The sequence below is a fragment of the Streptomyces sp. NPDC046197 genome, from assembly GCF_040646295.1.
Taxonomy (GTDB): domain Bacteria; phylum Actinomycetota; class Actinomycetes; order Streptomycetales; family Streptomycetaceae; genus Streptomyces.
On record NZ_JBEYZY010000029.1, the window covers coordinates 59,459 to 85,611 of the forward strand.

The window sequence follows — 26,153 nt, forward strand, 5'->3', positions numbered from 1 at the left end:
CGCCGGCCGCGGGGGCACGGTCCGGCCAGCGTAGGAACCGGTGGGCCGCATGCGGCAGCCCGGAACCGGTCCTGCCACCCGTCCGGGCGACGCGGAATCGGCCGCACCGCCCACCAACCGTCCTCCGCACGGGGGAAGCCCCCGCGAGTCAGGTCCTCGCGGGGGCTTCCTTCCTTCCGCCGGCCCTCGTGGCGCCACGTCCTGCCAGTTGACGACCTGCCACATGGCCTCGACGAAGTCGAGCCCCGGCCGGTGTTGCCTGCGTCAGCCCCGGGCGCGCCCGCGCTGCCAGGCATAGCCGACCGCCGCCAGGAACAGCGTCATGCCGCCCGTCGAGTACAGCTGTACCCGCGTGTCGGCCTCCCGGGCCATCAGGACGAAGATCGCCACCATGCCGGCCAGGGCCACCCAGGTGAGCCACGGGAACGCCCACATCCGCACGACCAGCTTCTCCGGGGTCTCCACCTCCAGCCTGCGGCGCAACCGCAGCTGCGAGACGGCGATGAAGATCCAGACGACGAGGATCACCGCGCCGATCATGTTCAGCAGCCAGGGAAAGACGTCGTTCGGCCGCCAGTGGCTGAGCAGCACGCACACGAAACCGAAGACGCACGACACCAGGACGGCGATCCGCGGCACGCCGCCAGAGACCCGCGCCAGCGCCTTGGGGCCCTGGCCACGCCGCACCAGGGAGTAGGCGATGCGCGAGGAGCCGTAGATGTTGGCGTTCATCGCGCTGAGCAGCGCGACCAGCACCACCACGTTCATCAACTGGCCGGCGCCCGGGATGCCGAGGTGGTCCAGGGCGGCGACGTACGGGCCCTTCTCGACGACCTCCCTGGAGTCCCAGGGGACCAGGGTCACGATGACCGCCATGGAGCCGATGTAGAACAGGGCGATGCGCCACATCGCGGTGCGTACGGCGCTCGCCACGCCCTTGACCGGGTTCTCCGACTCGGCCGCGGCGATGGTCACCGTCTCCAGGCCGCCGTAGGCGAAGACCGAGGCGAGCAGACCGATGACCAGGCCCTCACCGCCGTGCGGGAGGAAGTGGGTGAGGTTCGAGGCGCCGGGGGAGTCCGTGCCGGGCAGCACCCCGGCGATGGCGAGCACACCGAGGACCAGGAAGAGGCTGATCGCGCCGACCTTCAGGGCCGCGAACCAGAACTCGAACTCGCCGAAGTTCTTCACCGCGGCCAGGTTGGTGGCGCAGAAGACCACCATGAAGAGCGCCACCCACGCCCACTGCGGGGTGCCCGGCAGCCAGCCGGTGACGATCTTCGCCGCGCCGATGCCCTCCAGGCCGACGGCCGTGCACAGCAGCACCCAGAAGGACCAGCCCGCGGTGAAGCCGGCCCACGGGCCGAGCGCCCGCTCCGCGTGCGCGGAGAAGGACCCCGACGACGGGTACGCGGCCGACATCTCGCCCAGCATCCGCATCACCAGCATCACCAGGAGGCCGGAGATCGTGTAGGCGACGACGATCGAGGGACCGGCGGCGGCGATGCCCGCGCCGGAGCCGACGAACAGACCGGCCCCGATGACACCGCCGAGGGCGATCATCGACAGGTGGCGCTGCTTCAGGCCGTGGGACAAGGATGCGTCGTCCGCCTTCGGGGGCGTGTCGACGGTGGTGGTGCTGGGCATGGGAGCGGTTCGTCCAGTGCAAAGAGATGGGCAAAAGCGCCCACAGTCTGGGCAGCCTCTCCGCTCGGACGGAGAGGCTGCCCATCATCCGGACTCGGCCTGTGCGCTGCGTGACCGTACGCTCACGCGGCGATCGGGGTCCGGCGGTCGTGCAGTGCGAGGCGCCCTCGATCGCGTAGCTCTCCTGAAACCGCCGACCCGTTTGGCGAAACCCTACAGAAGCGCGTCATGCCGGTTCGCGTAGCACGGACCACTCCACCTCAGTGACCGGCATCACGCCGCATCGCGCGTGCCTCGCATCCTTTGTGCGAAGCCCACCAAGCCCTCGTTCCCCCCTTTGTCGAGCGCTGACGGTGATCGGCTCGGCGGCGCTGGGATAGCGTCACGGTGTCCCAACGTGCCCACACCACTTCGCGGAGTCCCCATGAGCACCGCTGCCGCCGCCCCCCTCCGTACCGGGCAGGTCCTCGCCGACCTGCTGCCCGCGTCCCGTGTCCGGGACGTCGCGCTCGTGCTCGGCGGTGCCGCGCTCACCGGACTCGCCGCCCAGCTCTCGATTCCGGTGCCGGGCTCGCCGGTGCCGGTGACCGGCCAGACCTTCGCCGCGCTGCTCGTCGGCACCGCGCTCGGGACCGGCCGGGGCTTCCTCTCCCTCGCGCTGTACGCCCTCGCGGGAGTCGCGGGCGTGCCGTGGTTCGCCGGTGGCAGCTCGGGCGCGGCCGCCCCCTCCTTCGGCTACATCCTCGGCATGCTGCTCGCCTCGACGGTCGTGGGCGCGCTGGCCCGCCGCGGCGCCGACCGCAACGTCTGGCGCATGGCGGGCACCATGGTGCTGGGCGAGGCGATCATCTACGCGGTCGGCGTACCGTACCTGGCCCTGTCCACCGGGATGACCGCCTCCCAGGCGATCGCGAACGGCCTCACCCCGTTCCTGATCGGCGACGCCCTGAAGGCCGCCCTGGCGATGGGCGCGCTGCCCACCGCCTGGAAGATCGTGCGTAAGTGACCCCTCGCCCGGCGTCGTTGTAGTTCCTGCGGAAGAGGTTCGCCGGAGTCGTATCCGCGACTTCAGCCCGGCGAGCCTCTTTCGCGTTCCCGGGCCGCACGTTCCCGGTTCGTCGATGCCGGGACCGGCGGTTCGGGCTCAGCCCTGTTGCTCAAGCGGTCGCCGCCGCGACCACCGCAGCCCGGCCGCGCCCACCGCGATCAGCGCCGCACCGGCCGCCCCCAGCGGCAGGACGTCACTCCCGACCCCGGTCCTGGGCAGCTGGTCGCCGCCCGGCGCCACCGGCTTGTTGTCCGTGCCGAGCAGCAGCGGAGTGGCCGGGGCGTTCGGCGACGGGTTGGTCGTGCCGAACGGCACCGGGCCCTGCTGCCAGTACGTCTTCTTCCCGTCGCCCGTCCGGACCGGAAGGCAGATCTTTCCCTCCTTGCTCAGGTCGTACGTCGCGTCGACCGCGTACGACGTCGACTTCCCGGCCGCCAGATGGCCGACGGCGCAGTTGAAACCGCTGTTCGAGCCGGGCGGCAGATCCTTTTTCGGGATCTCCGAGCAGCCCTGCACATTGGTGACCGTGAGGCCGCCGAAACCGACGACCAAAAGCCTGAGGGTGCCGCTGTCCTTGGTTCCCTCGTTCTTCACGGTGGCGGTAATCGCCGTATTTTTCGAACTGTTGTCGACGGAGATCTTCTTCGGAAGCAGCGTGGTCACCTTCACACCGGCCGGCGCCTTGTCGACGACCTTTCCCCCCAGACTGCTGCCGGATCCCTGGTCGTCCGCGCCGGCGGGGAAGGACAGGATCATCACTGCCGAGAAAGATGCCGCGACCAGCGATCCCGCGATGGCCGTCGTATGACGAGAACTCATGTTCGTCCCCCTTGGCTGCGCCTGAATTCGCAGTACTTGAAGAGGTACCACAAGATTTCTCCGCACTATGCTGGTACGGCCTCAAGTGTGACTATTGCGTTTCCGTCCGGTCGGCCGGGGGCGACGTTGAGGGGGTGCAGCGGATTGCCGGGGAATTCGATGAGTGGCGGTGTTCCGGGGCTACTGGTGACCGGGCGTTATCGGCTGGTCGAAAGTATCGGCCAGGGGGGAATGGGGCGCGTGTGGCGGGCTGCCGACGAAATACTCGACCGGCAGGTCGCAATCAAGGAAATGCGTATCGACGGCCTCGGCGCGGAGGACACGCGAACCCGCCGTGAACGCACCCTGCGCGAGGCCCGGGCCACGGCCCGGATCGACCACCCGAACGTGGTGCGCGTGTACGACGTCGTGGACGAAGGTGAACGGTTGTGGATCGTCATGGAGTTGGTGCCCGGCCGCTCCCTGGAGCGGATCGTGGCGGAAGAGGGCCCGCTCGGCCCGCGTGACACGGCCCGCATCGGGCTGGCGCTGGTGACGGCGCTGCGCCAGGTGCATGCCAGGGGTGTGCTGCACCGGGACATCAAGCCCGGCAACGTCCTGGTCGAGACGGGCGGGCGGCGGACCGTGCTCACCGACTTCGGCATCGCCGCGATCCAGGACGCCAAGGCGCTCACCATGGTCGGCATGCTGGTCGGCTCCCCCGACTACATGGCACCCGAGCGCATCTCGGGCCGCCCGCAGGGCCCACCGTCCGACGTGTGGTCCCTGGGCGCGACACTCTGCGCGGCGCTCGGCGGCCGCTCCCCGTTCTCCCGCGACACGACCCTGGCGACGCTGCACGCGGTCCTCTACGAGGAGCCCGAACTCCCCGTCGCGGCCGGACCGTTGAGGGACATCCTGGCCACCCTCCTGGCGAAGGACCCCACATCCCGCCCCGATCTGGACGCCCTGGAGAGGGCCTTGCGGCCCACCGCGTCTCCCCCGTCGACGCCGACTTTGCCGGTGCGGGGGCCGGAGTTGCCGGGGGGCGTCGGTGGGGTGGAGCTGTGGGCCGGGGAAGAGGGCAGGCCGCCGGCGGCCGGGGCAGAGGCTGCGGGGCAGCCGGGGGAGAGGGCGGGGGTGGAGTTTCCACGGGGTGGGGCGGAGGCTGCGGAGCAGGCGGGAGCGGAGGCAGGGCCGGAGTCCGAGTCCGCATGGGTCGGGGCGGAGGCCGGGGGAGCGCCGGGCGTGGGAGCTGGTGAACAGGACACCGACTCCGGTGAGTTCGGGCAGGGCACGGGGTCGTGCACCCGGCCCGGGCCGACGCGGCCGCCGATGCCGTCCGCGACGCCTGCGCCGCAGCCGCCCGGTCGGGGGTCCGTACCAGAGGCGGGGCCGCCCCTTGCTCAGCACGAGCCGGGGAGTGGGGACGCCCCCACGCCCGCGTTCCCGTGGGCCCCACGGGAGCGGCCCACGCCGGTGTTCACGGCACCTCCGTTCGCGGGGACGGCGTACGGCCCCGAGCAGCCCGGGACCGTACAGGACGCCGTACCGGAGCCGCACACCACCGACGAGAAGCGACCGGCGCCCGTCGAACCCGACCCCGGCGCGCCCGCCGTGTCCGCTCCTGCCGCCCCGGCGACAGCCGAAGCCCCGGCGGACACCGCGCCCGCACCCGCCTCGCCGACCGGGCCCGCGGCCGTTGCCGCGGCCGATGGCTTTGACACCGGCCCGTCCGCCGGGTCTGTGACGGGAGCCGGGGCCGCCGGGGACCCGCGCGTCGGGGACGTGCCGGGTGGGCCATACGTCGCAGGCGCGCCCATTGGCCCGGTCGGCGACTCGGCACTCCCGGAAGCCGCGTCCGGGGCCACGCCTGCAGCCGCAGTGGGCGCTGAAGCCGCGTCCGGGGCCACGCCTGCAGCCGCAGTGGGCGCTGAAGCTGCGGCCCAAGCCAAACCCGCAGCCGGAGCCGGAGCGGAGCCCGGAGCCGGAGCCGATCCCGCAGCCGGAGCCGGGGCCGATCCCGCAGCTGGCGCCGATCCCGGAGCCGAACGTGAAGCCGCAGCCGGGGCCAAACCCGCAGCCGCAGCGGACGCCGAACCGGCACCCGACGTCGAAGCGGAACCCAAAGCCGACGCCGCAGCCGCAACCAACGACCCGGCTTGCGACTTCGCGGCTCCCGGGGGTGCCACCCCCTCCGCCCTCTCCACCCCTTACGCGTCGCACCCGATCGGTGCGTCCACCGAGGGTTCGTCCGAGCGGCGCTCCGAGCTTCATTCGCAGCCGCCGGCCCGGGGCGCCGGGGTATCCGCGGCGCGGCCGGGCGGTGTTTCGCTCGCCCGTGCGCAGGCAGTGACCGAGCAGCGGCCCGCGCCCGGCTTCCGGCCGCACGGCCCGGACAGCGCGCACGGCCCGACCGCCCCGACAAGCCCACAAGGCCCGCATGGCCCCACTGGCCCGGACAGCCCGCAAGGCCTGACCAGCCAGGAAAGCCCACATGGCCCGCATAGCCCGATCGGCCCGCATGGTCCGCACGGCTCGACCGGCCCGGAAGGCCCCCATGGCCTGGCCGGCCCGGAAGCCCCGCATGGCCCGATCGGCCCGCATGGTCCGCAGGGCTCGACCGGCCCGGAAGGCCCGCATGGCCCGATCGGCCCGGCCGGCCCGGAAGCCCCGCATGGCCCGATCGGCCCGACCGGCCCGGAAGCCCCGCATGGCCCCCATGGCCCGGCCGGCCCGGAAGCCCCGCATGGCCCGATCGGCCCGACCGGCCCGGAAGCCCCGCATGGCCCGGCCGGCCCGGAAGGCCCGCATGGCCCCCAGTCCCCACGTAGCCCGCAAGGGCCGCCGGCCATGCCCGCCCCGCGCACGCAACCCTCCAACCCTCGGACCGGCCCGCGCCGTACCGTCCTGGTCGCCCTGGTCGCGGGCGTGGTCGTGGTGGGTGGGGTGATCGGGGTGGTCCTCGCCCTGCCGGACGGCGGCGGTTCGCACAGCGGTACGGCAGGCGGCGCCAAGCCGTCGTCGTCGGCATCGTCCGCCGCACCATCGACCGAGCCTTCGACCGGGCCTTCGACCGCACCCTCGACGGGACCCTCCGGCACCCAGGCGCCCACCGTGCAGGGCACGTCGCGGCCGCCGAGTCTGCCCCCGGGCGCGCACTGGGAGGCGGGCGGGTTCGCGTGGGCGACGCCGAAGGGCTGGCGGCGGGACGTGAAGACCGGCGCGGAGGTGCACTACACGTCGCCCGACGGCAAGCAGGAACTCGTCGCCAAGTCGGCCCTCGCGCGCGGCGACCTGATGGAGACCTGGCGCACCTCCGAGCAGAACGCCCGCCAGGGCCAGGCCTATCAAAAGATCCGGCTGGAACGGACGACCTTCCGCGGTCACCCGGCGGTGATCTGGGACTACACGTTCACACTCGGCGGCACCCCTTGGCACGCCCGGCTGCTCGGCTTCGACGCGGACGGCAAGTCGTACCAGATCAACACCTGGTATCAGCCGGACGTGGAGCGGCAGGCACTGACGACGTACGACCGGGTCAGGGACAGCTTCACCGTGCTGTGAGCCCACGTGCTGTGAGCCCGAACGGGAAGAGGGAGCCCCGAAGGGCTCCCTCTTCTCCTCTTCCTTGAGCTTCCTTGAGCTTCCTTGAGCTTTCTTCAGCTCTCTTCAGCGCACCGCTTCCCGGCGCACCGGCAGCGTCAGTCGACCGAGACCTTCTCCGACTCGTCCTCACCGACTGCCGCGACCGCGGCCCGGCCGCCCAGCAGCCTCTGCTTCACCACGGCGATCACGATCACGACCGCCGCGAGCATCAGGGACAGCAGCACGGTCGTACGCCCGCTGCTCTCACCCTTGGTGTCGGTCAGCATGTAGCCGAGGACGAACACGATGAGTGCGGCCGTCGCCCACGTCAGGTACGGGTACAGCCACATCTTCACGACCAGCTTCTCCGGTGCCTCCCGCTGGATGATCTTCCGCATGCGCAGCTGCGAGAAGCAGATGACCAGCCAGACGAACAGGGCGACCGCCCCGGAGGAGTTGACGAGGAAGAGGAAGACGGTGTTGGGGAACTTGTAGTTGAAGAAGACGGCCATGAACCCGAAGAGCACCGACACGACGATCGCCGCCATCGGCACACCGCGGCTGTTGGTCCGCGCGAACGCCTTCGGGGCGTCACCGCGCTCGCCGAGCGAGAAGGCCATGCGGGAGGCGGTGTACAGGCCGGAGTTGAGGCAGGACAGCACCGAGGTCAGCACGATGAAGTTCATGATCTCACCGGCGTGCGGGATGCCGAGGGAGTCCAGGGCGGCGACGTAGGAGCCCTTGTCGGCGATCGACTTGTCGTCCCAGGGGAGCAGGGAGACGACGACGAGGATCGAGCCGAGGTAGAAGACGCCGATACGCCAGATGATGCTGTTGGTCGACTTGGTCACGGCCCGCTGCGGGTCCTCCGACTCGCCGGCCGCGAGGGTCGCGATCTCGCTGCCCATGAAGGAGAAGACGACGAGCAGCACACCGGTGAGGATGGCCCCGGGGCCGTGCGGCAGGAAGCCGCCGTGGTCGGTCAGGTTGCCGAATCCGGCCTTGTCGCTGTGGACGCCGGGGAGCACGCCGAAGATGGCCAGCGCGCCGACAACGATGAACGCGCCGATCGCCACGACCTTGATGCCCGCGAACCAGAACTCGAATTCGCCGTAGGAGCCGACGGAGACCAGGTTGGTGGCGGTGAGCACCATCATCACGATGAGGGCCCATCCCCACTGGGGAACGGCGGGGATCCAGCCTGCGAGGATCTTGGCACCGGCGGTCGCCTCCACGGCGAGCACGACGACCCAGAAGAACCAGTACAGCCAGCCGATGGAGAACCCGGCCCAGCTGCCGAGCGCGCGGTCGGCGTGCGCGGAGAAGGAGCCGGAGGTGGGGTTGGCGGCGGACATCTCGCCGAGCATGCGCATCACGAGGACGACGAGCATGCCGACGAGGGCGTACGACAGGAGGATGCCTGGGCCCGCGGTGGCGATGCCGGAGCTGGAACCGACGAACAGTCCCGCGCCGATCACACCACCGATGGCGATCATCGTCAGATGACGGTTCTTGAGTCCGGCCTGAAGCCCGGAACCGTGTCCTTCGGGGCTTTCATGGCCGCTTCCAGCCTGCTGCAGGGTCGGCTGCGAGGTCATGGACGGATTTCCTTTGCGCCGGGTGAGCGGTTTCCCGTACGAGCGGTGTACGAGTTGGACCAGTGAATCGGAGGAAAAGGGATTCGGGAACCTTCGAAATCTAATTGTTACCTGAGGTTTCCTTGAGGTTTGTAGCCCGGCTCACATTTTTTCGGCGAGTGTGATATGTCGCCACCCGGCGCGTTTGCCTGTGCATCGCCGTGTCACACTCGGATCATGCGCGTGTATCTCGGCTCGGACCATGCGGGCTTCGAACTCAAGAACCACCTCGTCGAGTGGCTCAAGGCGGCGGGCCACGAGCCCGTCGACTGCGGACCGCACATCTACGACGCCCAGGACGACTACCCGCCCTTCTGCCTGCGTGCCGCGGAGCGCACGGCCGCGGACGCCGACGCCCTCGGCATCGTGATCGGCGGCTCCGGCAACGGCGAGCAGATCGCCGCGAACAAGGTCAAGGGCGTGCGGGCGGCCCTCGCCTGGAGCGAGGAGACCGCGTCGCTCGGCCGGCAGCACAACAACGCCAACGTCGTGGCGGTGGGCGCGCGCATGCACACGCTGGAGGAGGCGACGAAGTTCGTCGAGACCTTCCTCAACACCCCCTTCTCCGGTGACGAGCGTCACATCCGCCGCATCGACATGCTCTCGGCCTACGAGCGCACGGGCGACCTCCCGCCGATCCCGGCCCACCACCCGCAGCAGGACCAGTAACGCACCACGCTCCACCCGCCCGTCGCCCGCGACGGGCGGGATCGGGGACCGTGGCGCTCGCCCGGCCGGCGACCGGGACGGGTGAGCGGGTACGAAACGGGGTCCGGGGCGGAGCCCCGGGCGGGGGGAAAGGACACGGCACCGTGCCAGAGGGGCACACGATTCACCGGCTGGCCCAGGACTGCGCCACCCGCTTCTCCGGCGGAGCCACCCGCGTCAGCAGCCCGCAGGGCAAGTTCTCGGACGCGGCCACCCTCCTGGACGGCGCCGAAATGCACACCGCCGACGCCCACGGCAAACACCTCTTCCTCGGCTTCCGCGCCACCGACTGGATCCACATCCACCTCGGCCTCTTCGGCAAGGTCGCCTTCGGTGACGCCCCCGCGCCCCCGCCCACGGACACCGTCCGCCTCCGCCTCGCCAACGCGACCTCGTACGTCGACCTGCGCGGCCCGACGACCTGCGCGCTGATCACCGACGCCGAGAAGAAGGCGATACACGACCGCCTGGGCCCCGACCCGCTCCGCCCCGACGCCGACCCGGCCGCCGCCTACGCCCGCATCCGCCGCAGCCGAACCACCATCGCCGCCCTCCTGATGGACCAGAAGGTCATCGCCGGCGTCGGCAACGTCTACCGCGCCGAGGTCCTCTTCCGGCACCGCATGGACCCGTATCGCCAGGGCCGGGACGTCACCCCGGCCGAGTGGGACGTGATCTGGGCCGACCTCGCCGAGCTGATGCGCGAGGGTGTCCGCAACAACCGCATCGACACTGTCCGCCCGGAACACACCCCGGAGGCGATGGGCCGCCCACCGCGCGTCGACGACCACGGTGGCGAGGTCTACGTCTACCGCCGGACCAACCAGCCCTGTCACATCTGCGGCACCAGGATCAGCATCGCCGACCTCGCCGCCCGCAACCTCTTCTGGTGCCCGGACTGCCAGAAGAACTGAGGCAGTTCAGGCAGCAGGCCCTGTACCCCTGGAGGGTGTCGTTCGGATCACCCCGGGTCCGCGGCGCCTGGCACGGCACCTCGCCGCGTTGTCGCATCACCCGAGTACGCCCAGTACGCGGGTCATGCTCCGCCGTGCGGTGCACCGCACCATGCGCCGCGGCCTGATCCGCGGTCCCGGCACCCTCAGCTCGATCGCAGAGTCACCGGCCATGCGCCATCCCTATCAGGACGATGCGGGACGAGCGACCGGATTTCGCCCGGGTGGCGGCGCGGTGGCTTTCGGTGAAGTTCACTGTGAAGTTGAGCCTCGGACGGGGGACAAGTGGGACCTCCCGTGCCAAGCAGCTGGTCCGATGGATAGGGTCCCGAACTAATGGCAGCAGGACGAGGGCGGCGCGCGGAAGCCGAGACGTTCACGGCCCGGTTGAAGATGCTGTGGCACCGGGTCAGGGTCGGCGTGCGCAGATCCGCCGTGGACTACTTCCGCGGGGACGGCTCGGACTGGGTCGCCCTCGGCGGCCTGCTGCTGACCATCCCGCTGATCGCCGCCCTCACCCTCGCCAACTCGGTGTGGTTCTCGCCGGTCGCGCTCGTCCTGCCGATCGTCGCGGGCGGCCTGCTGCTGCGCCCGGCGAGCCTGCTCGGCCTGTACGCGGCGGCGGCCACGGCGCTGATCGTCGAGTCGGTGCGGCTCGGGCCGTACACCGAGGGGCCGTCCCGGGTCACCCCCGGCGTGGTGCTGGTGGTCGCCGCGTGCGGCTTCTGCGGCCTGCTGATCGCACAGTTCCGCAGCCGGGTCGGCGTACCCTGGCGGCGCGGCGGCACGATGCTGTTCGACCTGCGCGAACGCATCCGAGTACAGAGCAAGTTGCCCCAGCTGCCGGACGGCTGGCACCGCGAGATGGCGCTGCGCCCGGCCGGCGGGCAGTCCTTCTCCGGCGACTTCGTCGTCGCGGCCCGCACCAACGGCGGCCGCACCCTGGAGGTCGTCCTCACGGACGTCTCCGGCAAGGGCATGGACGCCGGCTCGCGGGCGCTGCTGCTGTCCGGCGCGTTCGGCGGTCTGCTGGGCAGCCTGCCCCCGCACGCGTTCCTGCCGGCGGCCAACGGCTACCTGCTGCGCCAGGACTGGGAGGAGGGGTTCGCCACCTCGATCCACCTGGTCCTCGATCTGGACTCCGGGGACTACGAGTTGTACTCCGCGGGACACCCACCGGGCCTGCAGCTCAGCGCGGGCAGCGGCCGCTGGGAGGAGAAGGCGGCCGAGGGCCCGCTGCTCGGTGTGTACGACGGCGCCCAGTTCGACCCGGTCAAGGGCTCCCTGCGTCCCGGCGACGTCCTGATGCTCTTCACCGACGGGCTGGTGGAGACGTCCGACCGGGACATCGTGGAGGGCATCGACCGCCTCACCGGCGAGGCCGACCGCTATGTCGCCGGTGGCTTCCACGGTGCCGCCTGGCACCTGATCGAGGCGGTGGCGAAGGACGTCAACGACGACCGGGCGCTGCTGCTGATCTGCCGTGAGGGGCCCACGGCCCAGTCGGTGCCGCGCTGAGCCGCACCGGACACCGCCCGGGCGAGCCACCGGCACGGGCACACTGGGGGAGTGACCCAGACGCATTCCCTGCTCACGCCGCCCGAGATCGAGGCCGTCGCCCGGGCCGCGCACGAGCGGCAGACCGACAAGGCGGGCCGGCCCTACGCCGAACATCTGCAGGCCGTCGCCGAGGGCGTCCGTGCCCGCGGCGGCGATGCGGACCAGATCGCGGCGGCCTGGCTGCACGACTCAGTCGAGGACGACGCCCTCTCCGAGCAGTGGCTTCGTGGGGCCGCGCTGAGCCGCCGTACGAAGGACATCGTGCTGGCGGTCACCAAGCGGGCCGGGGAGGAACCGGAGACGTACGCGCGCCGCATCCTCGCCACGCCCGGCGCGCTGCTGGTGAAGGAGGCGGACCTGGCACACAACGCCGACCCGGCCCGCCTCGCGGTCCTGGACGAGGCCACCCGCGCCCGGCTGACCGAGAAGTACGCGCGGATGCGGGCACTTCTCGGTCTTGCACAGCCGAGTACCGGACCCGCGAAAGCGTAAGGTCGCCTCACCAAGTGCCGTGCGAGGCCCGGGCGGAGGCGGGTGCCGGTCCGCGGGCCGCGCTGGTTCGCCGTTCCGTCCGTGCCGATGATGCGTCAGTGGTCGCATAGGTGAGCCGGGTTGGTGGCACGATGGTTCTGGCGGGGGTGCGGGGATGGCACCCCCGGGCCGGGAGAGCGGACCGACCGAGGGTGTGATCAGTTGTGGCCATTTCACTGTCTGTGGTGCTGCTGTTGGCGATCATCCTGGTGGTGTTGCTCAGAGGCGGGTCGATCAAGGCCGGGCCGGCCATCGTGGCCGTGCTCTTCGGCTTCTTCCTCGCCTCCACCGGCATGGCCCCGTCCATCAACCGCTTTCTGAACTCGATAGCGGAGACCATCAACTCGATCAACTTCTGACCGGGCCGGCCGGGCTGACCGGGCTGACTGGGCTGACCGGGCCGGCTGGGCTGACCGTGCTCTCCGGCTGAACGGTCGCCTTCCGGCCGCCGGGCCGACGGCGCCTTCACCGCCCGGTCCACCGCCCCGTCGTGGACGCGGACGCCGACGCGCCGCGCCCCTGGACGGCCACGCTCTCGATCGCGGGCGGGGTTCTGCATCCCCTCCGGCGACCGCTACGTCTACACCGTCGGCATACGGCGCCTCTGGGCACCCCGGCTGGGAACCGGCCCGGACCCGGGCGCGAAAGCGAGCGGAAACGGGAATCGAGCGGACAGCGGAAAACGCGTGGGGCCCGATCCAGGAAGAACCGGGCCCCACGCCGTACAGAGCGGGCGACGGGAATCGAACCCGCGTAGCCAGTTTGGAAGACTGGGGCTCTACCATTGAGCTACGCCCGCACACAACGCGCCGCAGGCCAGGCGACCGCGGCACAGAAGGCATCGTAGCGGGTCGGGAGCCCTCGCCGCACACCCCCTTTTCCGGCCCGCGCCGTGAAACGGCCGCGCTCGGTAATTGCGTCGGCCGTACCGCCTGGGGCCATGTACCCTACGTGTCGCACCAGACGGGGTGTGGCGCAGCTTGGTAGCGCGTCCGCTTTGGGAGCGGAAGGCCGTGGGTTCAAATCCCGCCACCCCGACCACTCGCCGGCCGCCGGTCGGCGCACCACGCGTGATCGCCTTTTGGGGCGCTGAGCGGCTGCGGTTACTATGCAAGCTGCGCGCCCGTGTGTCCCGGCCCACTCGGCCTACGAACTCCTCCGGGCGGCGAAATCCGCCGGACCTGTCTGGCTCCGGCAGAAACCAAGAAGTCAGCCACAAGGAGACCGAACCGTGAAGAGCGCCGTGGAGACCCTGAACCCGACCCGGGTTCGGCTCACTGTCGAGGTGCCCTTCGAGGAGCTCAAGGACAGCCTCGACGCGGCGTACAAGAAGATCAACCAGCAGGTCACGGTGAAGGGCTTCCGCAAGGGCAAGATCCCGGCCCGCGTCATCGACCAGCGGTTCGGCCGCGGTGCGGTCCTGGAGGAGGCGGTCAACGACGCGCTTCCGAAGTTCTACACCGAGGCGGTCAACGAGGCCGAGCTGAACCCGCTGGGCCAGCCCGAGGTCGACATCACCGAGCTGAAGGACGGCGAGACGCTGAACTTCACCGCCGAGGTCGACATCCGCCCGGCCATCGAGGTCCCGGACTACTCCGGCATCGAGGTCGAGGTCGACGCCGTCGAGGTCACCGACGAGGACGTCGACAAGGCGGTCGAGCAGCTGCGTGAGCGCTTCGCCTCGACGAGCCCGGTCGAGCGCGCCGCCGAGGACGGCGACGTCGTCACCATCGACCTCGAGGCCAAGGTCGACGGCGAGGTCCTGGAGGACGGCGTCGCGGGCGGCGTCTCCTACACCATCGGCTCCGGCGAGCTGCTGGACGGCATCGACGACGCCGTGAAGGGCCTGGAGGCCGGTGGCGAGGCCACCTTCACCTCCGAGCTCAAGGGCGGCTCCGCGGCCGGCCGGGAGGCCGAGGTCACCGTCAAGGTCACCCAGGTCGCCGCGCGGGAACTGCCCGAGCTGGACGACGAGTTCGCGCAGCTAGCCTCCGAGTTCGACACGCTGGACGAGCTGAGGGCCGACAGCCGCAAGCGCCTGGAGAACATGAAGCAGTACGACCAGGCCACCCAGGCCCAGGAGCGGGTCCTGGACAAGCTGCTCGACCTGGTCGAGATCCCGATCCCCGAGAAGCTCCTCGAGGACGAGATCAACACCCGCAAGCACAACCTCGAGCACCACCAGCTCGGGCAGATGGGTCTGACCCTCGACAAGTACCTGGAGATCCAGGGCAAGACCGCCGAGGAGTTCGAGAACGAGACCCGCGAGGCCGCGATCAAGGGCATCAAGACCCAGTTCGTGCTCGACGAGCTCGTCAACAAGGAGAAGCTCAACGTCAACCAGGAGGAGCTCACCGAGCACCTCATGCGGCGTGCGGCCTCCTCCGGCATGTCCCCCGACCAGTTCGCCCAGGCGGTCGTCCAGCAGAACCAGGTTCCGCTGCTGGTCGGCGAGGTCGCCCGCGGCAAGGCCCTGGCCGTCGTGGTCGAGGCCGCGACCGTGAAGGACACCAACGGCGAGATCGTCGACCTGGACGACGAGGACGACGAGGCCGAGGACGAGGCCGCCACCGAGACGGCCGAGGCCGCCGAGGGCTCCGCCGAGGGCGAGGGCGAGGAGAAGGCCGAGGCCTGATCCGCGCGGGTCGTCCCCGACGTACGTACGATGGGCCCTGGGGCCGATGGATCCCAGGGCCCATCGGCCTGCCCGGGGAAAGCGGGGCCGCAGCGGCATGCGGCTCGGCCGATGGGGCGCGACCGGCCACGGACGCAGTCGTTCACCGTCCGCGGGCTCGGCCGCGCTACGCCCCCGGCGAACACTCCCCTCTGCGGGATTCCCCGAAGGGACCTGCGCGTTAGGGTCCATGAATACGAGGGCAGGGGAGTCGCCGTAACCGCCGGACGGCTCCACGCCCCGGCAGAACACGTGAGACGGCCCGGCGCCGTCGTAAGACGAGCAGGTGGATACGTGACGAATCTGATGCCCTCCGCCGCCGGCGAGCCTTCCATCGGTGGTGGCCTCGGCGACCAGGTCTACAACCGGCTGCTCAACGAGCGGATCATCTTCCTCGGCCAGCCGGTCGACGACGACATCGCGAACAAGATCACCGCACAGCTGCTGCTCCTTGCCGCCGACCCGGACAAGGACATCTACCTGTACATCAACAGCCCCGGCGGTTCCATCACGGCCGGCATGGCGATCTACGACACCATGCAGTACATCAAGAACGACGTGGTGACCATCGCCATGGGCCTCGCTGCCTCGATGGGCCAGTTCCTGCTCAGCGCGGGCACCCGCGGCAAGCGCTTCGCGCTGCCCAACGCCGAGATCCTGATCCACCAGCCCTCCGCCGGCCTGGCCGGCTCGGCCTCGGACATCAAGATCCACGCCGAGCGCCTGCTGCACACCAAGAAGCGCATGGCCGAGCTCACCGCCTTCCACACCGGCCAGACGGTCGAGCAGATCACCCGCGACTCCGACCGCGACCGCTGGTTCGACGCCCACGAGGCCAAGGAGTACGGCCTCATCGACGACGTCATCACCTCGGCCGCCGGCATGCCGGGCGGCGGCGGCACCGGGGCCTGAGTGGCTCCCACGAGGCCTGCACGGCCCCGTGAGCCGCTTTCGCGGAGTTCCACCCCGTGGAGCTCCGCGAGCCCCAGCCAGCCCCCCAGCCGACCGCCCAGCCCCTTTCCAGGAGACACCGTGAACGACTTCCCCGGCAGCGGCCTCTACGACCGTACGCTCGCCGAGTACACCGGCCCCACGGCCGAGTCCCGCTATGTCATCCCGCGCTTCGTGGAGCGCACCTCCCAGGGCATTCGCGAGTACGACCCGTACGCGAAGCTCTTCGAGGAGCGCGTGATCTTCCTCGGCGTCCAGATCGACGACGCCTCCGCCAACGACGTCATGGCCCAGCTGCTGTGCCTGGAGTCGATGGACCCCGACCGTGACATCTCGGTCTACATCAACAGCCCCGGTGGTTCCTTCACCGCGCTGACGGCCATCTACGACACGATGCAGTACGTCAAGCCGGACATCCAGACGGTCTGCATGGGCCAGGCCGCCTCCGCCGCGGCCGTGCTGCTGGCCGCCGGCACCAAGGGCAAGCGCATGGCCCTGCCGAACGCCCGGGTGCTGATCCACCAGCCGTACAGCGAGACCGGCCGCGGCCAGGTCTCCGACCTGGAGATCGCCGCCAACGAGATCCTCCGGATGCGTCAGCAGCTGGAGGAGATGCTGGCCAAGCACTCCACCACGCCGATCGAGAAGATCCGCGAGGACATCGAGCGCGACAAGATCCTCACGGCCGAGGACGCGCTCTCGTACGGCCTGATCGACCAGATCATCACGACGCGGAAGATGGACAACTCCTCCCTGCGCTGACGCGGGGGCAGTATCGTCTGCCGTTCCTTGGCGCGGTCCACGTCAAAGTGAACCGTGCCAAGGGGGGCCCGAACGGGGGGCCCGGCAAGGTACCGTCGACATAAGGCAGCACCAGGAGCCGCTGGACCTAGGCGTCTCCCAGGCGAAGGGGAAGCACACCGTGGCACGCATCGGTGACGGCGGCGATCTACTCAAGTGCTCGTTCTGCGGAAAGAGCCAGAAGCAGGTCAAGAAGCTCATCGCAGGGCCCGGTGTGTACATCTGCGACGAGTGCATCGATCTCTGCAACGAGATCATCGAGGAGGAGCTCGCGGAGACCAGCGAGGTGCGCTGGGAGGAGCTGCCCAAGCCGCGCGAGATCTACGAGTTCCTCGAGGGCTACGTGGTCGGCCAGGAGGCGGCCAAGAAGGCCCTGTCCGTTGCGGTGTACAACCACTACAAGCGGGTCCAGGCCGGGGAGAACAGCGGCTCGCAGGGCCGCGACGACGGCATCGAGCTCGCCAAGTCCAACATCCTGCTGCTCGGCCCCACCGGCTCGGGCAAGACGCTCCTCGCCCAGACCCTGGCCCGCATGCTGAACGTCCCGTTCGCCATCGCCGACGCCACGGCGCTCACGGAGGCGGGCTATGTGGGTGAGGACGTGGAGAACATCCTCCTCAAGCTGATCCAGGCCGCCGACTACGACGTCAAGAAGGCCGAGACCGGGATCATCTACATCGACGAGATCGACAAGGTCGCGCGGAAGAGTGAAAACCCCTCGATCACGCGCGACGTGAGCGGCGAGGGCGTCCAGCAGGCCCTGCTGAAGATCCTCGAGGGCACGACGGCGTCGGTCCCGCCGCAGGGCGGCCGCAAGCACCCGCACCAGGAGTTCATCCAGATCGACACGACGAACGTCCTGTTCATCGTGGGCGGTGCCTTCGCGGGCCTGGAGAAGATCATCGAGGCGCGGGCCGGCGCGAAGGGCATCGGCTTCGGCGCGACGATCCGCTCCAAGCGGGAGATGGAGTCCAAGGACCTCTTCGAGGAGGTCATGCCGGAGGACCTGGTCAAGTTCGGCATGATCCCCGAGTTCATCGGCCGCCTCCCCGTCATCACGAGCGTCCACAACCTGGACCGTGAGGCACTGCTGAAGATCCTGGTCGAGCCGCGCAACGCCCTGGTCAAGCAGTACCAGCGCCTGTTCGAACTCGACGGCGTGGAGCTGGACTTCGAGAGGGAGGCCCTGGAGGCCATCGCCGACCAGGCCATCCTCCGCCAGACCGGCGCCCGCGGCCTGCGCGCCATCATGGAGGAGGTCCTGATGTCGGTGATGTACGAGGTCCCGTCCCGCAAGGACGTCGCCCGCGTCGTCATCACCGCCGACGTCGTCCACTCCAACGTCAACCCGACCCTGATCCCGAGGGACGCCCGCGGCCGGGGTTCGGGGGAGCAGAAGACGGCGTAGCCGCCGTCCCGAGCATGCGACAAGGGGCCCCGGTCAACCGACCGGGGCCCCTTCGCCGTTGAGGCGTTCTGCGTCAGGCCTTGACGCGGATTTCCTCGCGGAGCTTCCTGGTCAGGTCGGCCGCGGTGTTCTTGGACACGTCGCCCGTGTTGTCGCCGGGGGAGACCATGGCCATCGTGCTGTAGTCGGCCCAGGCGCAGTACCAGTCGGTCTGCACCTGCTTGGTGAGCTGGTTGGTCGCCTTGGCCGCCTGGCACTTCATGACCGCGCCGTCGATGTCGGCCGACTCCGGCTCGCCGATCAGCTGGCTCTTGGGCGCAGTGCTGCTGCCGGACGAGTTGCTCTTGTCGAAGTCCTTCCGGATGTCGGCGAAGAACGCGTCGAGAGCCGTCTTGGGATCGGCGATCTTGCCGTAGGCCCCGATGACCGTGATGCCCTTGGCCGTCAGCAGCTTGGACTTGTCGGGCAGGGTGGAGGGGTCCTGCGGGTCGAAGTTGCTGAAGTCCGCCGTCGAGTAGGGGGCGTAGACGGCCGTGCCGTTCTTCACGCCGCTCTTCTCCAGGTCCTTCACCGTGCTGGAGCCGCTGTCGCTGGTCTTGGCCATCTTGGTGGCCAGGTTGTACTCGCCGAGCACCTTCTTCGGCGTCGTCAGCTTGTGGGGGCCGTCGTCCGCGAGGCCGGAGGACGCACCGCCGCCGATCACGAAGTACGCACCCACCGCGATTGCCGCCACCACCGCCACCGCGCCGATGATCAGGCCGGCCTTCTTCTTGCCGCCGGGAGCCGGGGGCTGGGGGACGCCGTAGGGCTGCTGGCCGTACGGGGGCTGCGGGGCGCCGTAGGGCGGCTGCTGGCCGTACGGGTTCGGCTGGGGCGGGGCGCCCTGCGGGGCCTGCTGCGGGTAGCCGTAGCCGGGCTGCGGCTGGGCCGGAGGGGTCTGCTGGGGGTAGCCGTAGCCGGGCTGCGGGGCCTGCGGGGGCTGCCCGCCGTAGGGACCCGGTTGGCCGTACGGTCCAGGCTGCCCCGGCTGACCGTACGGTCCGGGCTGCTGCGGCTGCCCGCCGTACGGGCCCGGCTGGTTGTAGCTCATGTTCTGGGTTCCCCTCCAGATGCTTATGTGTTCCTGACATCCTGGCCCAGGCACCGGGAGCGCACGGCGTCGGGGGGCGCACCGTTACAGAACAAACGCGTTTCGGGACGGCGTCGTGACACCTCTAAACTGACCCCGTGACCGACAACGCTCAGCAGCAGCCACCCGCGCCCGACACCGAACTGCCGACCCAGTACGCGCCGGCCGATGTAGAGGGGCCGCTGTACGAGCGCTGGGTGGAGCGGGGTTACTTCGAGGCGGACGCGAAGAGCGACAAGCCGCCGTACACCGTCGTCATCCCCCCGCCCAACGTCACCGGCAGCCTGCACCTGGGCCACGCCTTCGAACACACCCTCATCGACGCCCTCACCCGCCGCAAGCGGATGCAGGGCTACGAGACCCTGTGGCAGCCGGGCATGGACCACGCCGGCATCGCGACCCAGAACGTCGTCGAGCGGGAGCTCGCCAAGGAGGGCAAGTCGCGGCACGACCTCGGCCGTGAGGCCTTCGTCGAGCGCGTCTGGCAGTGGAAGGCCGAGTCCGGCGGGCAGATCAGCGGCCAGATGCGGCGCCTGGGCGACGGCGTCGCCTGGTCGCGCGAGCGCTTCACCATGGACGAGGGCCTGTCCCAGGCCGTCCAGACCATCTTCAAGCGGCTCTACGACGACGAGCTGATCTACCGCGCCGAGCGCATCATCAACTGGTGCCCGCGCTGCCTGACCGCCATCTCGGACATCGAGGTGGAGTACCAGGACGACGACGGCGAGCTCGTCTCCATGAAGTACGGCGACGGGGACGACACCATCGTCGTCGCCACCACCCGTGCCGAGACGATGCTCGGCGACACCGCCGTCGCGGTCCACCCCGACGACGAGCGGTACCGGCACCTGATCGGCAAGCTCGTCAAGCTGCCGCTGACCGACCGTTCCATCCCGGTCGTCGCGGACGAGCACGTCGACCCCGAGTTCGGCACCGGCGCCGTCAAGGTCACCCCGGCCCACGACCCGAACGACTTCGAGATCGGCCAGCGGCACGGCCTGCCCAGCCTCACCGTCATGGACGAGCACGCGGTCATCACCGCGCACGGCCCCTTCCAGGGCCTGGACCGCCTGGAGGCCCGCTCGGCCATCGTCGCCGCCCTGCGCGCCGAGGGCCGGATCGTCGCCGAGAAGCGGCCCTACGTGCACAGCGTCGGCCACTGCTCGCGCTGCAAGACCACCATCGAGCCGCGCCTGTCCATGCAGTGGTGGGTCAAGGTCGGCCCGCTGGCCAAGGCCGCCGGTGACGCGGTCCGCGAGGGCAAGGTCAAGATCCATCCGCGGGAGATGGAGAAGCGCTACTTCGACTGGGTCGACAACCTGCACGACTGGTGCATCTCGCGGCAGTTGTGGTGGGGCCACCGGATCCCGGTCTGGTACGGGCCGAACGGCGAGGTCGTCTGCGTCGGGCCCGACGAGGAGCCGCCGAGCGGCGAGGGCTGGCGCCAGGACACGGACGTCCTCGACACCTGGTTCTCCTCGGGTCTGTGGCCGTTCTCCACGCTGGGCTGGCCCGAGCAGACCGAGTCGCTCGCGAAGTTCTACCCGAACTCCGTCCTGGTCACCGGCTACGACATCCTCTTCTTCTGGGTCGCCCGGATGATGATGTTCGGCCTGTACGCGATGGACGGCACCCCGCCGTTCCACACCATCGCGCTGCACGGCATGGTCCGCGACCAGTTCGGCAAGAAGATGTCGAAGTCCTTCGGCAACGCGGTCAACCCGCTGGACTGGATGGACAAGTACGGCTCCGACGCCCTGCGGTTCACCCTCGCCCGCGGTGCCAACCCGGGTGTCGACGTGCCGATCGGCGAGGACTGGGTCCAGGGCTCGCGCAACTTCGCCAACAAGATCTGGAACGCCACGCGCTTCGCGCTGATGAACGGCGCCACGGTCCAGGGCCCGCTGCCGGACGTCTCGGCGATGTCGGCGACGGACCGCTGGATCCTGTCCCGGCTGAACTCCGTGGTCGCCGAAGTGGACGCCCACTACGACGACTTCCAGTTCGCCAAGCTGTCCGACGCCCTCTTCCACTTCGCGTGGGACGAGGTCTTCGACTGGTACGTCGAGCTGTCCAAGACGACGTTCCAGGCGGGCGGCGAGGCGGCCGAGGTCAGCAAGCGCGTCCTCGGTGAAGTCCTCGACGTGACGCTGAAACTGCTGCACCCGGTCGTCCCGTTCGTCACGGAGACGCTGTGGACCACCCTCACCGGGGGTGAGTCGGTCGTCGTCGCCGAGTGGCCCACCGACAGCGGCTTCCGTGACGAGGCCGCCGAGCGGGAGATCGAGACGCTCCAGTCCGTCATCACCGAGGTCCGCCGCTTCCGCGCCGACCAGGGGCTCCAGCCCGGGCAGCGGGTCCCGGCCCGGCTGACCCTTCAGGGCACGCCGCTCGCCCCGCACGAGCCCGCCATCCGCCAGCTGCTGCGCCTGCAGCCGGAGGGCGAGGACTTCACCGCGACGGCGACCCTGCCGGTCGCGGGCGCGGAGGTCGCGCTGGACCTGTCCGGCACGATCGACGTGGCGGCGGAGCGCAAGCGCCTCGCCAAGGACCTCGCGGCCGCCGAGAAGGAGAAGGCCCAGGCCACGGCGAAGCTCGGCAACGAGGCGTTCCTGGCCAAGGCTCCCGACCAGGTGGTGGACAAGATCCGCACGCGGCTCGCCAAGGCGGACGAGGACATCGCCCGCATCCAGGCCCAGCTGGAGCGCCTCCCCGAGGCGTAAGGGCCCGTACGTCGGTGAAGGCCCCCGGAGCCGTCCAGGCACCGGGGGCCGTCGCGTGCCCGGGGGTGGGTTCCGCCGCAGCCACGGGGCCGGGCAGCCGACGGCACCGCTACCGCCTGGGGGCGCGGGAACTGCGCGACCCAGCCCGCCACCACCCGCGGCCGGACGACCTGACCAGCCACCCCGGTCGGCGACCGCAAGCCACCGCACGCTTTGTCACCGCGGCTCCGTAGACTGGGGCCCGTGAGCGACCTCCCTCCGCACGACGACACCGAGCAGCCCGACCCCCTCGACTCCTTCGAGGAGATCATCGGGGCCGAGACCGACCGCGACCCCGACCTCGCGGTGATCGAGGCCGGCAGCCGCACCCTGCGCACGCAGGGCGGCACGCCGCAGGCCGACGTACCGGCGCGGCCGGAGGACCCCGAGGTCGACAAGGCGCTGCGCGAGGTGGAGGGGGAGCTGGCCACCCGCTGGGGCGAGACCAAGCTGGAGCCCTCCGTGACCCGCATCGCGGCACTGATGGACGTCCTGGGCGAGCCGCAGCGGTCGTACCCCTCGATCCACATCACGGGCACCAACGGCAAGACGTCCACGGCCCGCATGATCGAATCCCTGCTCGGCGCCTTCGAGCTGCGCACCGGCCGGTACACCTCCCCGCACGTGCAGTCGATCACCGAGCGGATCAGCCTGGACGGCGCCCCGATCTCCGCCGAGCGGTTCGTCGAGACGTACCAGGACGTCAAGCCGTACGTGGAGATGGTCGACGCCTCGCAGGAGTACCGCCTGTCCTTCTTCGAGGTGCTGACCGGCATGGCGTACGCCGCCTTCGCGGACGCGCCCGTCGACGTGGCCGTGGTCGAGGTGGGCATGGGCGGCAGCTGGGACGCCACCAACGTGATCGACGGCGATGTGGCCGTGGTGACGCCCATAGACCTGGACCACACCGACCGCCTCGGCTCCACGCCCGGCGAGATCGCGGGCGAGAAGGCCGGCATCATCAAGCAGGACGCCACCGTGATCATGGCCCAGCAGCCGGTGGACGCGGCCCAGGTGCTGCTGAAGAAGGCCGTCGAGGTGAATGCCACGGTGGCCCGTGAGGGGCTGGAGTTCGGGGTCGTGGCGCGGCAGGTCGCCGTCGGCGGGCAGCTGCTGACCCTGCGCGGCCTCGGCGGCGAGTACACCGAGGTCTACCTGCCGCTGCACGGCGCCCACCAGGCGCACAACGCGGCCGTGGCGCTGGCCGCCGTCGAGGCCTTCTTCGGGGTCGGGGCCCAGCGCGCCGAGCCGCTGGTTGCCGAGACCGTGCGCAAGGCGTTCGCGTCCGTCGCCTCGCCTGGGCGGCTGGAGGTCGTACGCCGCTCGCCGACGGTCGTGCTGGACGCCGCGCACAACCCCGCGGGCGCGCGGGTGACCGCCGAGGCGATCGGGGAGGCCTTCGACTTCAGCCGGCTGATCGGCGTGGTCGGGGCCAGCGGCGACAAGAACGTGCGCGGCCTGCTGGAGGCCTTCGAGCCGGTCTTCGCCGAGGTCGTCATCACCCAGAACTCCAGTCACCGCGCGATGGACGCGGACGAGCTGGCCGCGATCGCCGTCGAGGTGTTCGGCGAGGAGCGCGTCCAGGTCGAGCCGCGGCTGCCCGACGCGCTGGAGGCCGCGATCACGCTTGCCGAGGAGGAGGGCGAGTTCGCGGGCGGCGGTGTGCTGGTCACCGGCTCCGTCATCACCGTCGGTGAGGCCCGACTGCTCCTCGGGAGGGGCTGACTTTTCCGTGCGTACGCTCTGTTCCTCGACCCTGATCGGCGAGTTCTTCGTCATCGGCTTCGCCGCGCTGGTCGCCATGAAGGACCCGGCCCTGTCCACGACCACGGTCTGGACGGTCAGCGGCATCGCGATGCTGTTGTGCGTGCTGCTGTGCGGCATGGTGACCCGCCCCGGCGGTGTGGTGCTCGGCTGGCTGCTCCAGGTCGCGCTCGTCGCCTCAGGCTTCGTCGTGCCGATGATGTTCTTCCTGGGCGCGGTCTTCGCCGCCCTGTGGTGGGCCTCGGTGCACTTCGGCAGGAAGATCGACGAGACCAAGGCCAGATTCGCGGCTCAGGCGGCCGAGGCGGGTTCGTCTCGGGCTGACGCTGCGTAACAGCGGCCGGTACACGCCCTGTAACCTTCGTCCCACCGCACCTCAGCCAGGTAAGGAGCCTCCCCGTGACCCAGCGCACCCTCGTCCTCCTCAAGCCCGACGCCGTCCGTCGCGGCCTGACCGGCGAGATCATCAGTCGTATCGAGCGCAAGGCCGGCTGGCAGATCACCGCGCTGGAGCTGCGCACCCTGGACCAGGAGACCCTGGAGCAGCACTACGGCGAGCACAAGGGCAAGCCCTTCTACGAGCCGCTGGTGGAGTTCATGTCGTCCGGTCCGGTGGTGGCCATGATCGTCGAGGGTGAGCGGGTCATCGAGGGGCTGCGTCAGCTGGCCGGCCCGACCGACCCGATCGCTGCGCTGCCCGGTTCCATCCGCGGCGACTACGGCGTCATCGTCCGGGAGAACCTGATCCACGCCTCCGACTCCGAGGAGTCCGCCGAGCGCGAGGTGAAGATCTTCTTTCCCGGCCGCGGCTGAGCTCCCTCACCCCGTTCGGTAAGGCCCTCACCAGCATTTTTTCTGATGCCGAGTCAGTTCGACATCCCGCCCGGCCAGGGGCGGCCGGAGGAAAATCGGCCGCCCTGCGGCATATGCGTGGCGATCGGGGGAACGAGTGCCCCCGATGGGCCGTCTCCACAAGCGAGGCGGTACGCCATCTGCTGACAATGGCGGAGACCCTCGCGCAGTGTTCGTGCAGGCGCGTCTACGATGGAAGCCTTCACGTCACAGCACCCACCTCGCCTACCTGAAAAGCCCTCAAAAGCTCCTGGGAAGGCCAGACGAATCCTGATGGGGAACTCAATGTCGTTCATCGGCCGTGACATGGCTGTCGACCTCGGGACCGCCAACACGCTGGTGTACGTCAGGGGTCGCGGGATCGTACTCAACGAACCGTCCGTCGTCGCGATCAACACGAACACCGGTGGAATCCTCGCGGTCGGGGCCGAAGCGAAGAAGATGATCGGCCGCACGCCCGGCAACATCGTGGCCGTCCGTCCGCTGAAGGACGGTGTGATCGCCGACTTCGAGATCACCGAGCGGATGCTCCGCTACTTCATCCTGAAGATCCACAAGCGGCGGTATCTGGCTCGTCCGCGGGTCGTCGTCTGCGTGCCCTCCGGCATCACCGGTGTCGAGCGCCGCGCCGTCATCGAGGCGTCGTCCCAGGCCGGCGCCCGCCAAGTGCACATCATCGAGGAGCCCATGGCCGCGGCCATCGGCTCCGGCCTGCCGGTCCACGAGGCCACGGGCAACATGGTGGTGGACATCGGCGGCGGCACCACGGAGGTCGCGGTCATCTCGCTGGGCGGCATCGTCACCGCCCAGTCGATCCGCGTCGCGGGCGACGAGCTGGACAACGCGATCATCCAGCACATCAAGAAGGAGTACTCCCTCCTGCTGGGTGAGCGGACGGCCGAGCAGATCAAGATCACGATCGGATCGGCGTACGAACTCGACACCGACGAGCACACCGAAATCCGCGGCCGGGACCTGGTCTCCGGGTTGCCGAAGACCGTGGTCATCTCGGCCGCCGAGGTCCGCAAGGCGATCGAGGAACCGGTCAACGCGATTGTGGACGCGGTCAAGACGACGCTCGACAAGTGCCCGCCGGAGCTGTCCGGCGACATCATGGACCGGGGAATCGTTCTGACCGGCGGCGGAGCGCTGCTGCGCGGCCTGGACGAGCGGCTGCGCCGGGAGACCGGCATGCCGATCCACATCGCCGAGGATCCGCTGGACAGCGTGGCGCTCGGCTCCGGCAAGTGCGTCGAGGAATTCGAGGCGCTCCAGCAGGTTCTGGACGCGCAGCCGCGCAGATGACGTAACGCTTCGATTCCGCCGTACGAGATGATCTCCT

The 26,153-nt window shown here is 70.1% G+C and carries 20 protein-coding genes and 2 tRNA genes; 17 read left to right on the top strand and 5 right to left on the bottom strand.

Annotated elements, in window-relative coordinates:
* Positions 1–264: 264 nt before the first annotated feature.
* The gene (locus tag AB0A61_RS31215) at positions 265–1,647 is read right to left on the bottom strand and encodes an amino acid permease (RefSeq protein ID WP_361299657.1); all 1,383 of its coding nucleotides are present in this window, start codon (positions 1,645–1,647) and stop codon (positions 265–267) included.
* 424 nt (positions 1,648–2,071) lie between these two features.
* Between AB0A61_RS31215 and AB0A61_RS31220 the strand changes: the two genes are divergently transcribed.
* The gene (locus AB0A61_RS31220) at positions 2,072–2,653 is read left to right on the top strand and encodes a biotin transporter BioY (protein WP_361299660.1); all 582 of its coding nucleotides are present in this window, start codon (positions 2,072–2,074) and stop codon (positions 2,651–2,653) included.
* A gap of 138 nt (positions 2,654–2,791) precedes the next feature.
* Here AB0A61_RS31220 and AB0A61_RS31225 read toward each other — a convergent pair whose 3' ends face one another.
* On the bottom strand, positions 2,792–3,514 hold the full coding sequence (locus AB0A61_RS31225; protein ID WP_361299663.1) for an LPXTG cell wall anchor domain-containing protein: 723 nt from the start codon (positions 3,512–3,514) through the stop codon (positions 2,792–2,794).
* Positions 3,515–3,673: 159 nt separating this feature from the next.
* On the opposite strand from AB0A61_RS31225, the gene AB0A61_RS31230 reads away from it, so the two are divergent.
* Entirely contained in the window at positions 3,674–7,060 is a 3,387-nt protein-coding gene (locus tag AB0A61_RS31230; protein ID WP_361299666.1) for a protein kinase, read from the top strand.
* 137 nt (positions 7,061–7,197) lie between these two features.
* Here the strand turns inward: AB0A61_RS31230 and AB0A61_RS31235 are convergent, their stop codons facing one another.
* A complete protein-coding gene (locus tag AB0A61_RS31235) occupies positions 7,198–8,679 on the bottom strand; it encodes an amino acid permease (protein ID WP_361299669.1) in 1,482 nt (493 codons plus the stop codon).
* A gap of 216 nt (positions 8,680–8,895) precedes the next feature.
* On the opposite strand from AB0A61_RS31235, the gene AB0A61_RS31240 reads away from it, so the two are divergent.
* The 5 genes from AB0A61_RS31240 to AB0A61_RS31260 all read left to right on the top strand — a co-directional run bounded on the left by AB0A61_RS31240 (position 8,896) and on the right by AB0A61_RS31260 (position 12,829).
* Positions 8,896–9,387, top strand: coding sequence for a ribose-5-phosphate isomerase (locus tag AB0A61_RS31240; RefSeq protein ID WP_361299672.1), 492 nt, complete (start codon positions 8,896–8,898; stop codon positions 9,385–9,387).
* A 143-nt stretch (positions 9,388–9,530) separates the two neighbouring features.
* Positions 9,531–10,340, top strand: a complete 810-nt coding sequence (locus AB0A61_RS31245) for a DNA-formamidopyrimidine glycosylase family protein (RefSeq protein ID WP_361299675.1) — start codon at positions 9,531–9,533, stop codon at positions 10,338–10,340.
* Positions 10,341–10,715: 375 nt separating this feature from the next.
* Entirely contained in the window at positions 10,716–11,897 is a 1,182-nt protein-coding gene (locus AB0A61_RS31250; RefSeq protein WP_361299678.1) for a PP2C family protein-serine/threonine phosphatase, read from the top strand.
* Between the two features lie 51 nt (positions 11,898–11,948).
* Positions 11,949–12,431 carry an HD domain-containing protein gene (locus tag AB0A61_RS31255; protein WP_361299681.1) on the top strand — a complete coding sequence of 161 codons (483 nt, stop codon included), beginning with the start codon at positions 11,949–11,951 and terminating at the stop codon, positions 12,429–12,431.
* A gap of 203 nt (positions 12,432–12,634) precedes the next feature.
* Positions 12,635–12,829, top strand: a complete 195-nt coding sequence (locus AB0A61_RS31260; protein ID WP_189705521.1) for a hypothetical protein — start codon at positions 12,635–12,637, stop codon at positions 12,827–12,829.
* A 369-nt stretch (positions 12,830–13,198) separates the two neighbouring features.
* Here the strand turns inward: AB0A61_RS31260 and AB0A61_RS31265 are convergent.
* Positions 13,199–13,269: transfer RNA gene (locus AB0A61_RS31265), tRNA-Gly, on the bottom strand.
* A gap of 165 nt (positions 13,270–13,434) precedes the next feature.
* On the opposite strand from AB0A61_RS31265, the gene AB0A61_RS31270 reads away from it, so the two are divergent.
* From AB0A61_RS31270 to clpX, 5 genes are all read left to right on the top strand, one after another.
* Positions 13,435–13,511, top strand: a tRNA-Pro gene (locus AB0A61_RS31270).
* Positions 13,512–13,701: 190 nt separating this feature from the next.
* Positions 13,702–15,105 carry a trigger factor gene (gene tig, locus AB0A61_RS31275; protein WP_361299685.1) on the top strand — a complete coding sequence of 468 codons (1,404 nt, stop codon included), beginning with the start codon at positions 13,702–13,704 and terminating at the stop codon, positions 15,103–15,105.
* 345 nt (positions 15,106–15,450) lie between these two features.
* On the top strand, positions 15,451–16,056 hold the full coding sequence (locus AB0A61_RS31280) for an ATP-dependent Clp protease proteolytic subunit (protein ID WP_112468536.1): 606 nt from the start codon (positions 15,451–15,453) through the stop codon (positions 16,054–16,056).
* 120 nt (positions 16,057–16,176) lie between these two features.
* Complete coding sequence (locus tag AB0A61_RS31285) at positions 16,177–16,857, top strand: ATP-dependent Clp protease proteolytic subunit (protein WP_361299688.1); 681 nt, start codon at positions 16,177–16,179, stop codon at positions 16,855–16,857.
* A gap of 160 nt (positions 16,858–17,017) precedes the next feature.
* Positions 17,018–18,304, top strand: coding sequence for an ATP-dependent Clp protease ATP-binding subunit ClpX (clpX, locus tag AB0A61_RS31290; protein ID WP_361299691.1), 1,287 nt, complete (start codon positions 17,018–17,020; stop codon positions 18,302–18,304).
* A gap of 73 nt (positions 18,305–18,377) precedes the next feature.
* Here clpX and AB0A61_RS31295 read toward each other — a convergent pair whose 3' ends face one another.
* The gene (locus AB0A61_RS31295; RefSeq protein ID WP_361299694.1) at positions 18,378–19,394 is read right to left on the bottom strand and encodes a hypothetical protein; all 1,017 of its coding nucleotides are present in this window, start codon (positions 19,392–19,394) and stop codon (positions 18,378–18,380) included.
* Positions 19,395–19,531: 137 nt separating this feature from the next.
* Here AB0A61_RS31295 and AB0A61_RS31300 point away from each other — a divergent pair, with 137 nt between their 5' ends.
* From AB0A61_RS31300 to AB0A61_RS31320, 5 genes are all read left to right on the top strand, one after another.
* The gene (locus AB0A61_RS31300; RefSeq protein ID WP_361299697.1) at positions 19,532–22,156 is read left to right on the top strand and encodes a valine--tRNA ligase; all 2,625 of its coding nucleotides are present in this window, start codon (positions 19,532–19,534) and stop codon (positions 22,154–22,156) included.
* Between the two features lie 243 nt (positions 22,157–22,399).
* A complete protein-coding gene (locus tag AB0A61_RS31305; protein WP_361299700.1) occupies positions 22,400–23,920 on the top strand; it encodes a folylpolyglutamate synthase/dihydrofolate synthase family protein in 1,521 nt (506 codons plus the stop codon).
* Between the two features lie 7 nt (positions 23,921–23,927).
* Positions 23,928–24,293, top strand: a complete 366-nt coding sequence (locus AB0A61_RS31310; protein WP_361299703.1) for a DUF4233 domain-containing protein — start codon at positions 23,928–23,930, stop codon at positions 24,291–24,293.
* 65 nt (positions 24,294–24,358) lie between these two features.
* Positions 24,359–24,772, top strand: coding sequence for a nucleoside-diphosphate kinase (ndk, locus tag AB0A61_RS31315; RefSeq protein ID WP_361299706.1), 414 nt, complete (start codon positions 24,359–24,361; stop codon positions 24,770–24,772).
* 324 nt (positions 24,773–25,096) lie between these two features.
* Positions 25,097–26,116, top strand: coding sequence for a rod shape-determining protein (locus AB0A61_RS31320; protein WP_132851700.1), 1,020 nt, complete (start codon positions 25,097–25,099; stop codon positions 26,114–26,116).
* Positions 26,117–26,153 lie beyond the last annotated feature (37 nt).

What these genes read in the sequence shown, in the direction of transcription:
- AB0A61_RS31215 (WP_361299657.1), bottom strand. Translation starts at nt 1,647, where the DNA reads ATGCCCAGCACCACCACCGTCGACACGCCCCCGAAGGCGGACGACGCA.
- AB0A61_RS31220 (WP_361299660.1), top strand. Translation starts at nt 2,072, where the DNA reads ATGAGCACCGCTGCCGCCGCCCCCCTCCGTACCGGGCAGGTCCTCGCC.
- AB0A61_RS31225 (WP_361299663.1), bottom strand. Translation starts at nt 3,514, where the DNA reads ATGAGTTCTCGTCATACGACGGCCATCGCGGGATCGCTGGTCGCGGCA.
- AB0A61_RS31230 (WP_361299666.1), top strand. Translation starts at nt 3,674, where the DNA reads ATGAGTGGCGGTGTTCCGGGGCTACTGGTGACCGGGCGTTATCGGCTG.
- AB0A61_RS31235 (WP_361299669.1), bottom strand. Translation starts at nt 8,679, where the DNA reads ATGACCTCGCAGCCGACCCTGCAGCAGGCTGGAAGCGGCCATGAAAGC.
- AB0A61_RS31240 (WP_361299672.1), top strand. Translation starts at nt 8,896, where the DNA reads ATGCGCGTGTATCTCGGCTCGGACCATGCGGGCTTCGAACTCAAGAAC.
- AB0A61_RS31250 (WP_361299678.1), top strand. Translation starts at nt 10,716, where the DNA reads ATGGCAGCAGGACGAGGGCGGCGCGCGGAAGCCGAGACGTTCACGGCC.
- AB0A61_RS31280 (WP_112468536.1), top strand. Translation starts at nt 15,451, where the DNA reads ATGCCCTCCGCCGCCGGCGAGCCTTCCATCGGTGGTGGCCTCGGCGAC.
- AB0A61_RS31295 (WP_361299694.1), bottom strand. Translation starts at nt 19,394, where the DNA reads ATGAGCTACAACCAGCCGGGCCCGTACGGCGGGCAGCCGCAGCAGCCC.
- AB0A61_RS31320 (WP_132851700.1), top strand. Translation starts at nt 25,097, where the DNA reads ATGTCGTTCATCGGCCGTGACATGGCTGTCGACCTCGGGACCGCCAAC.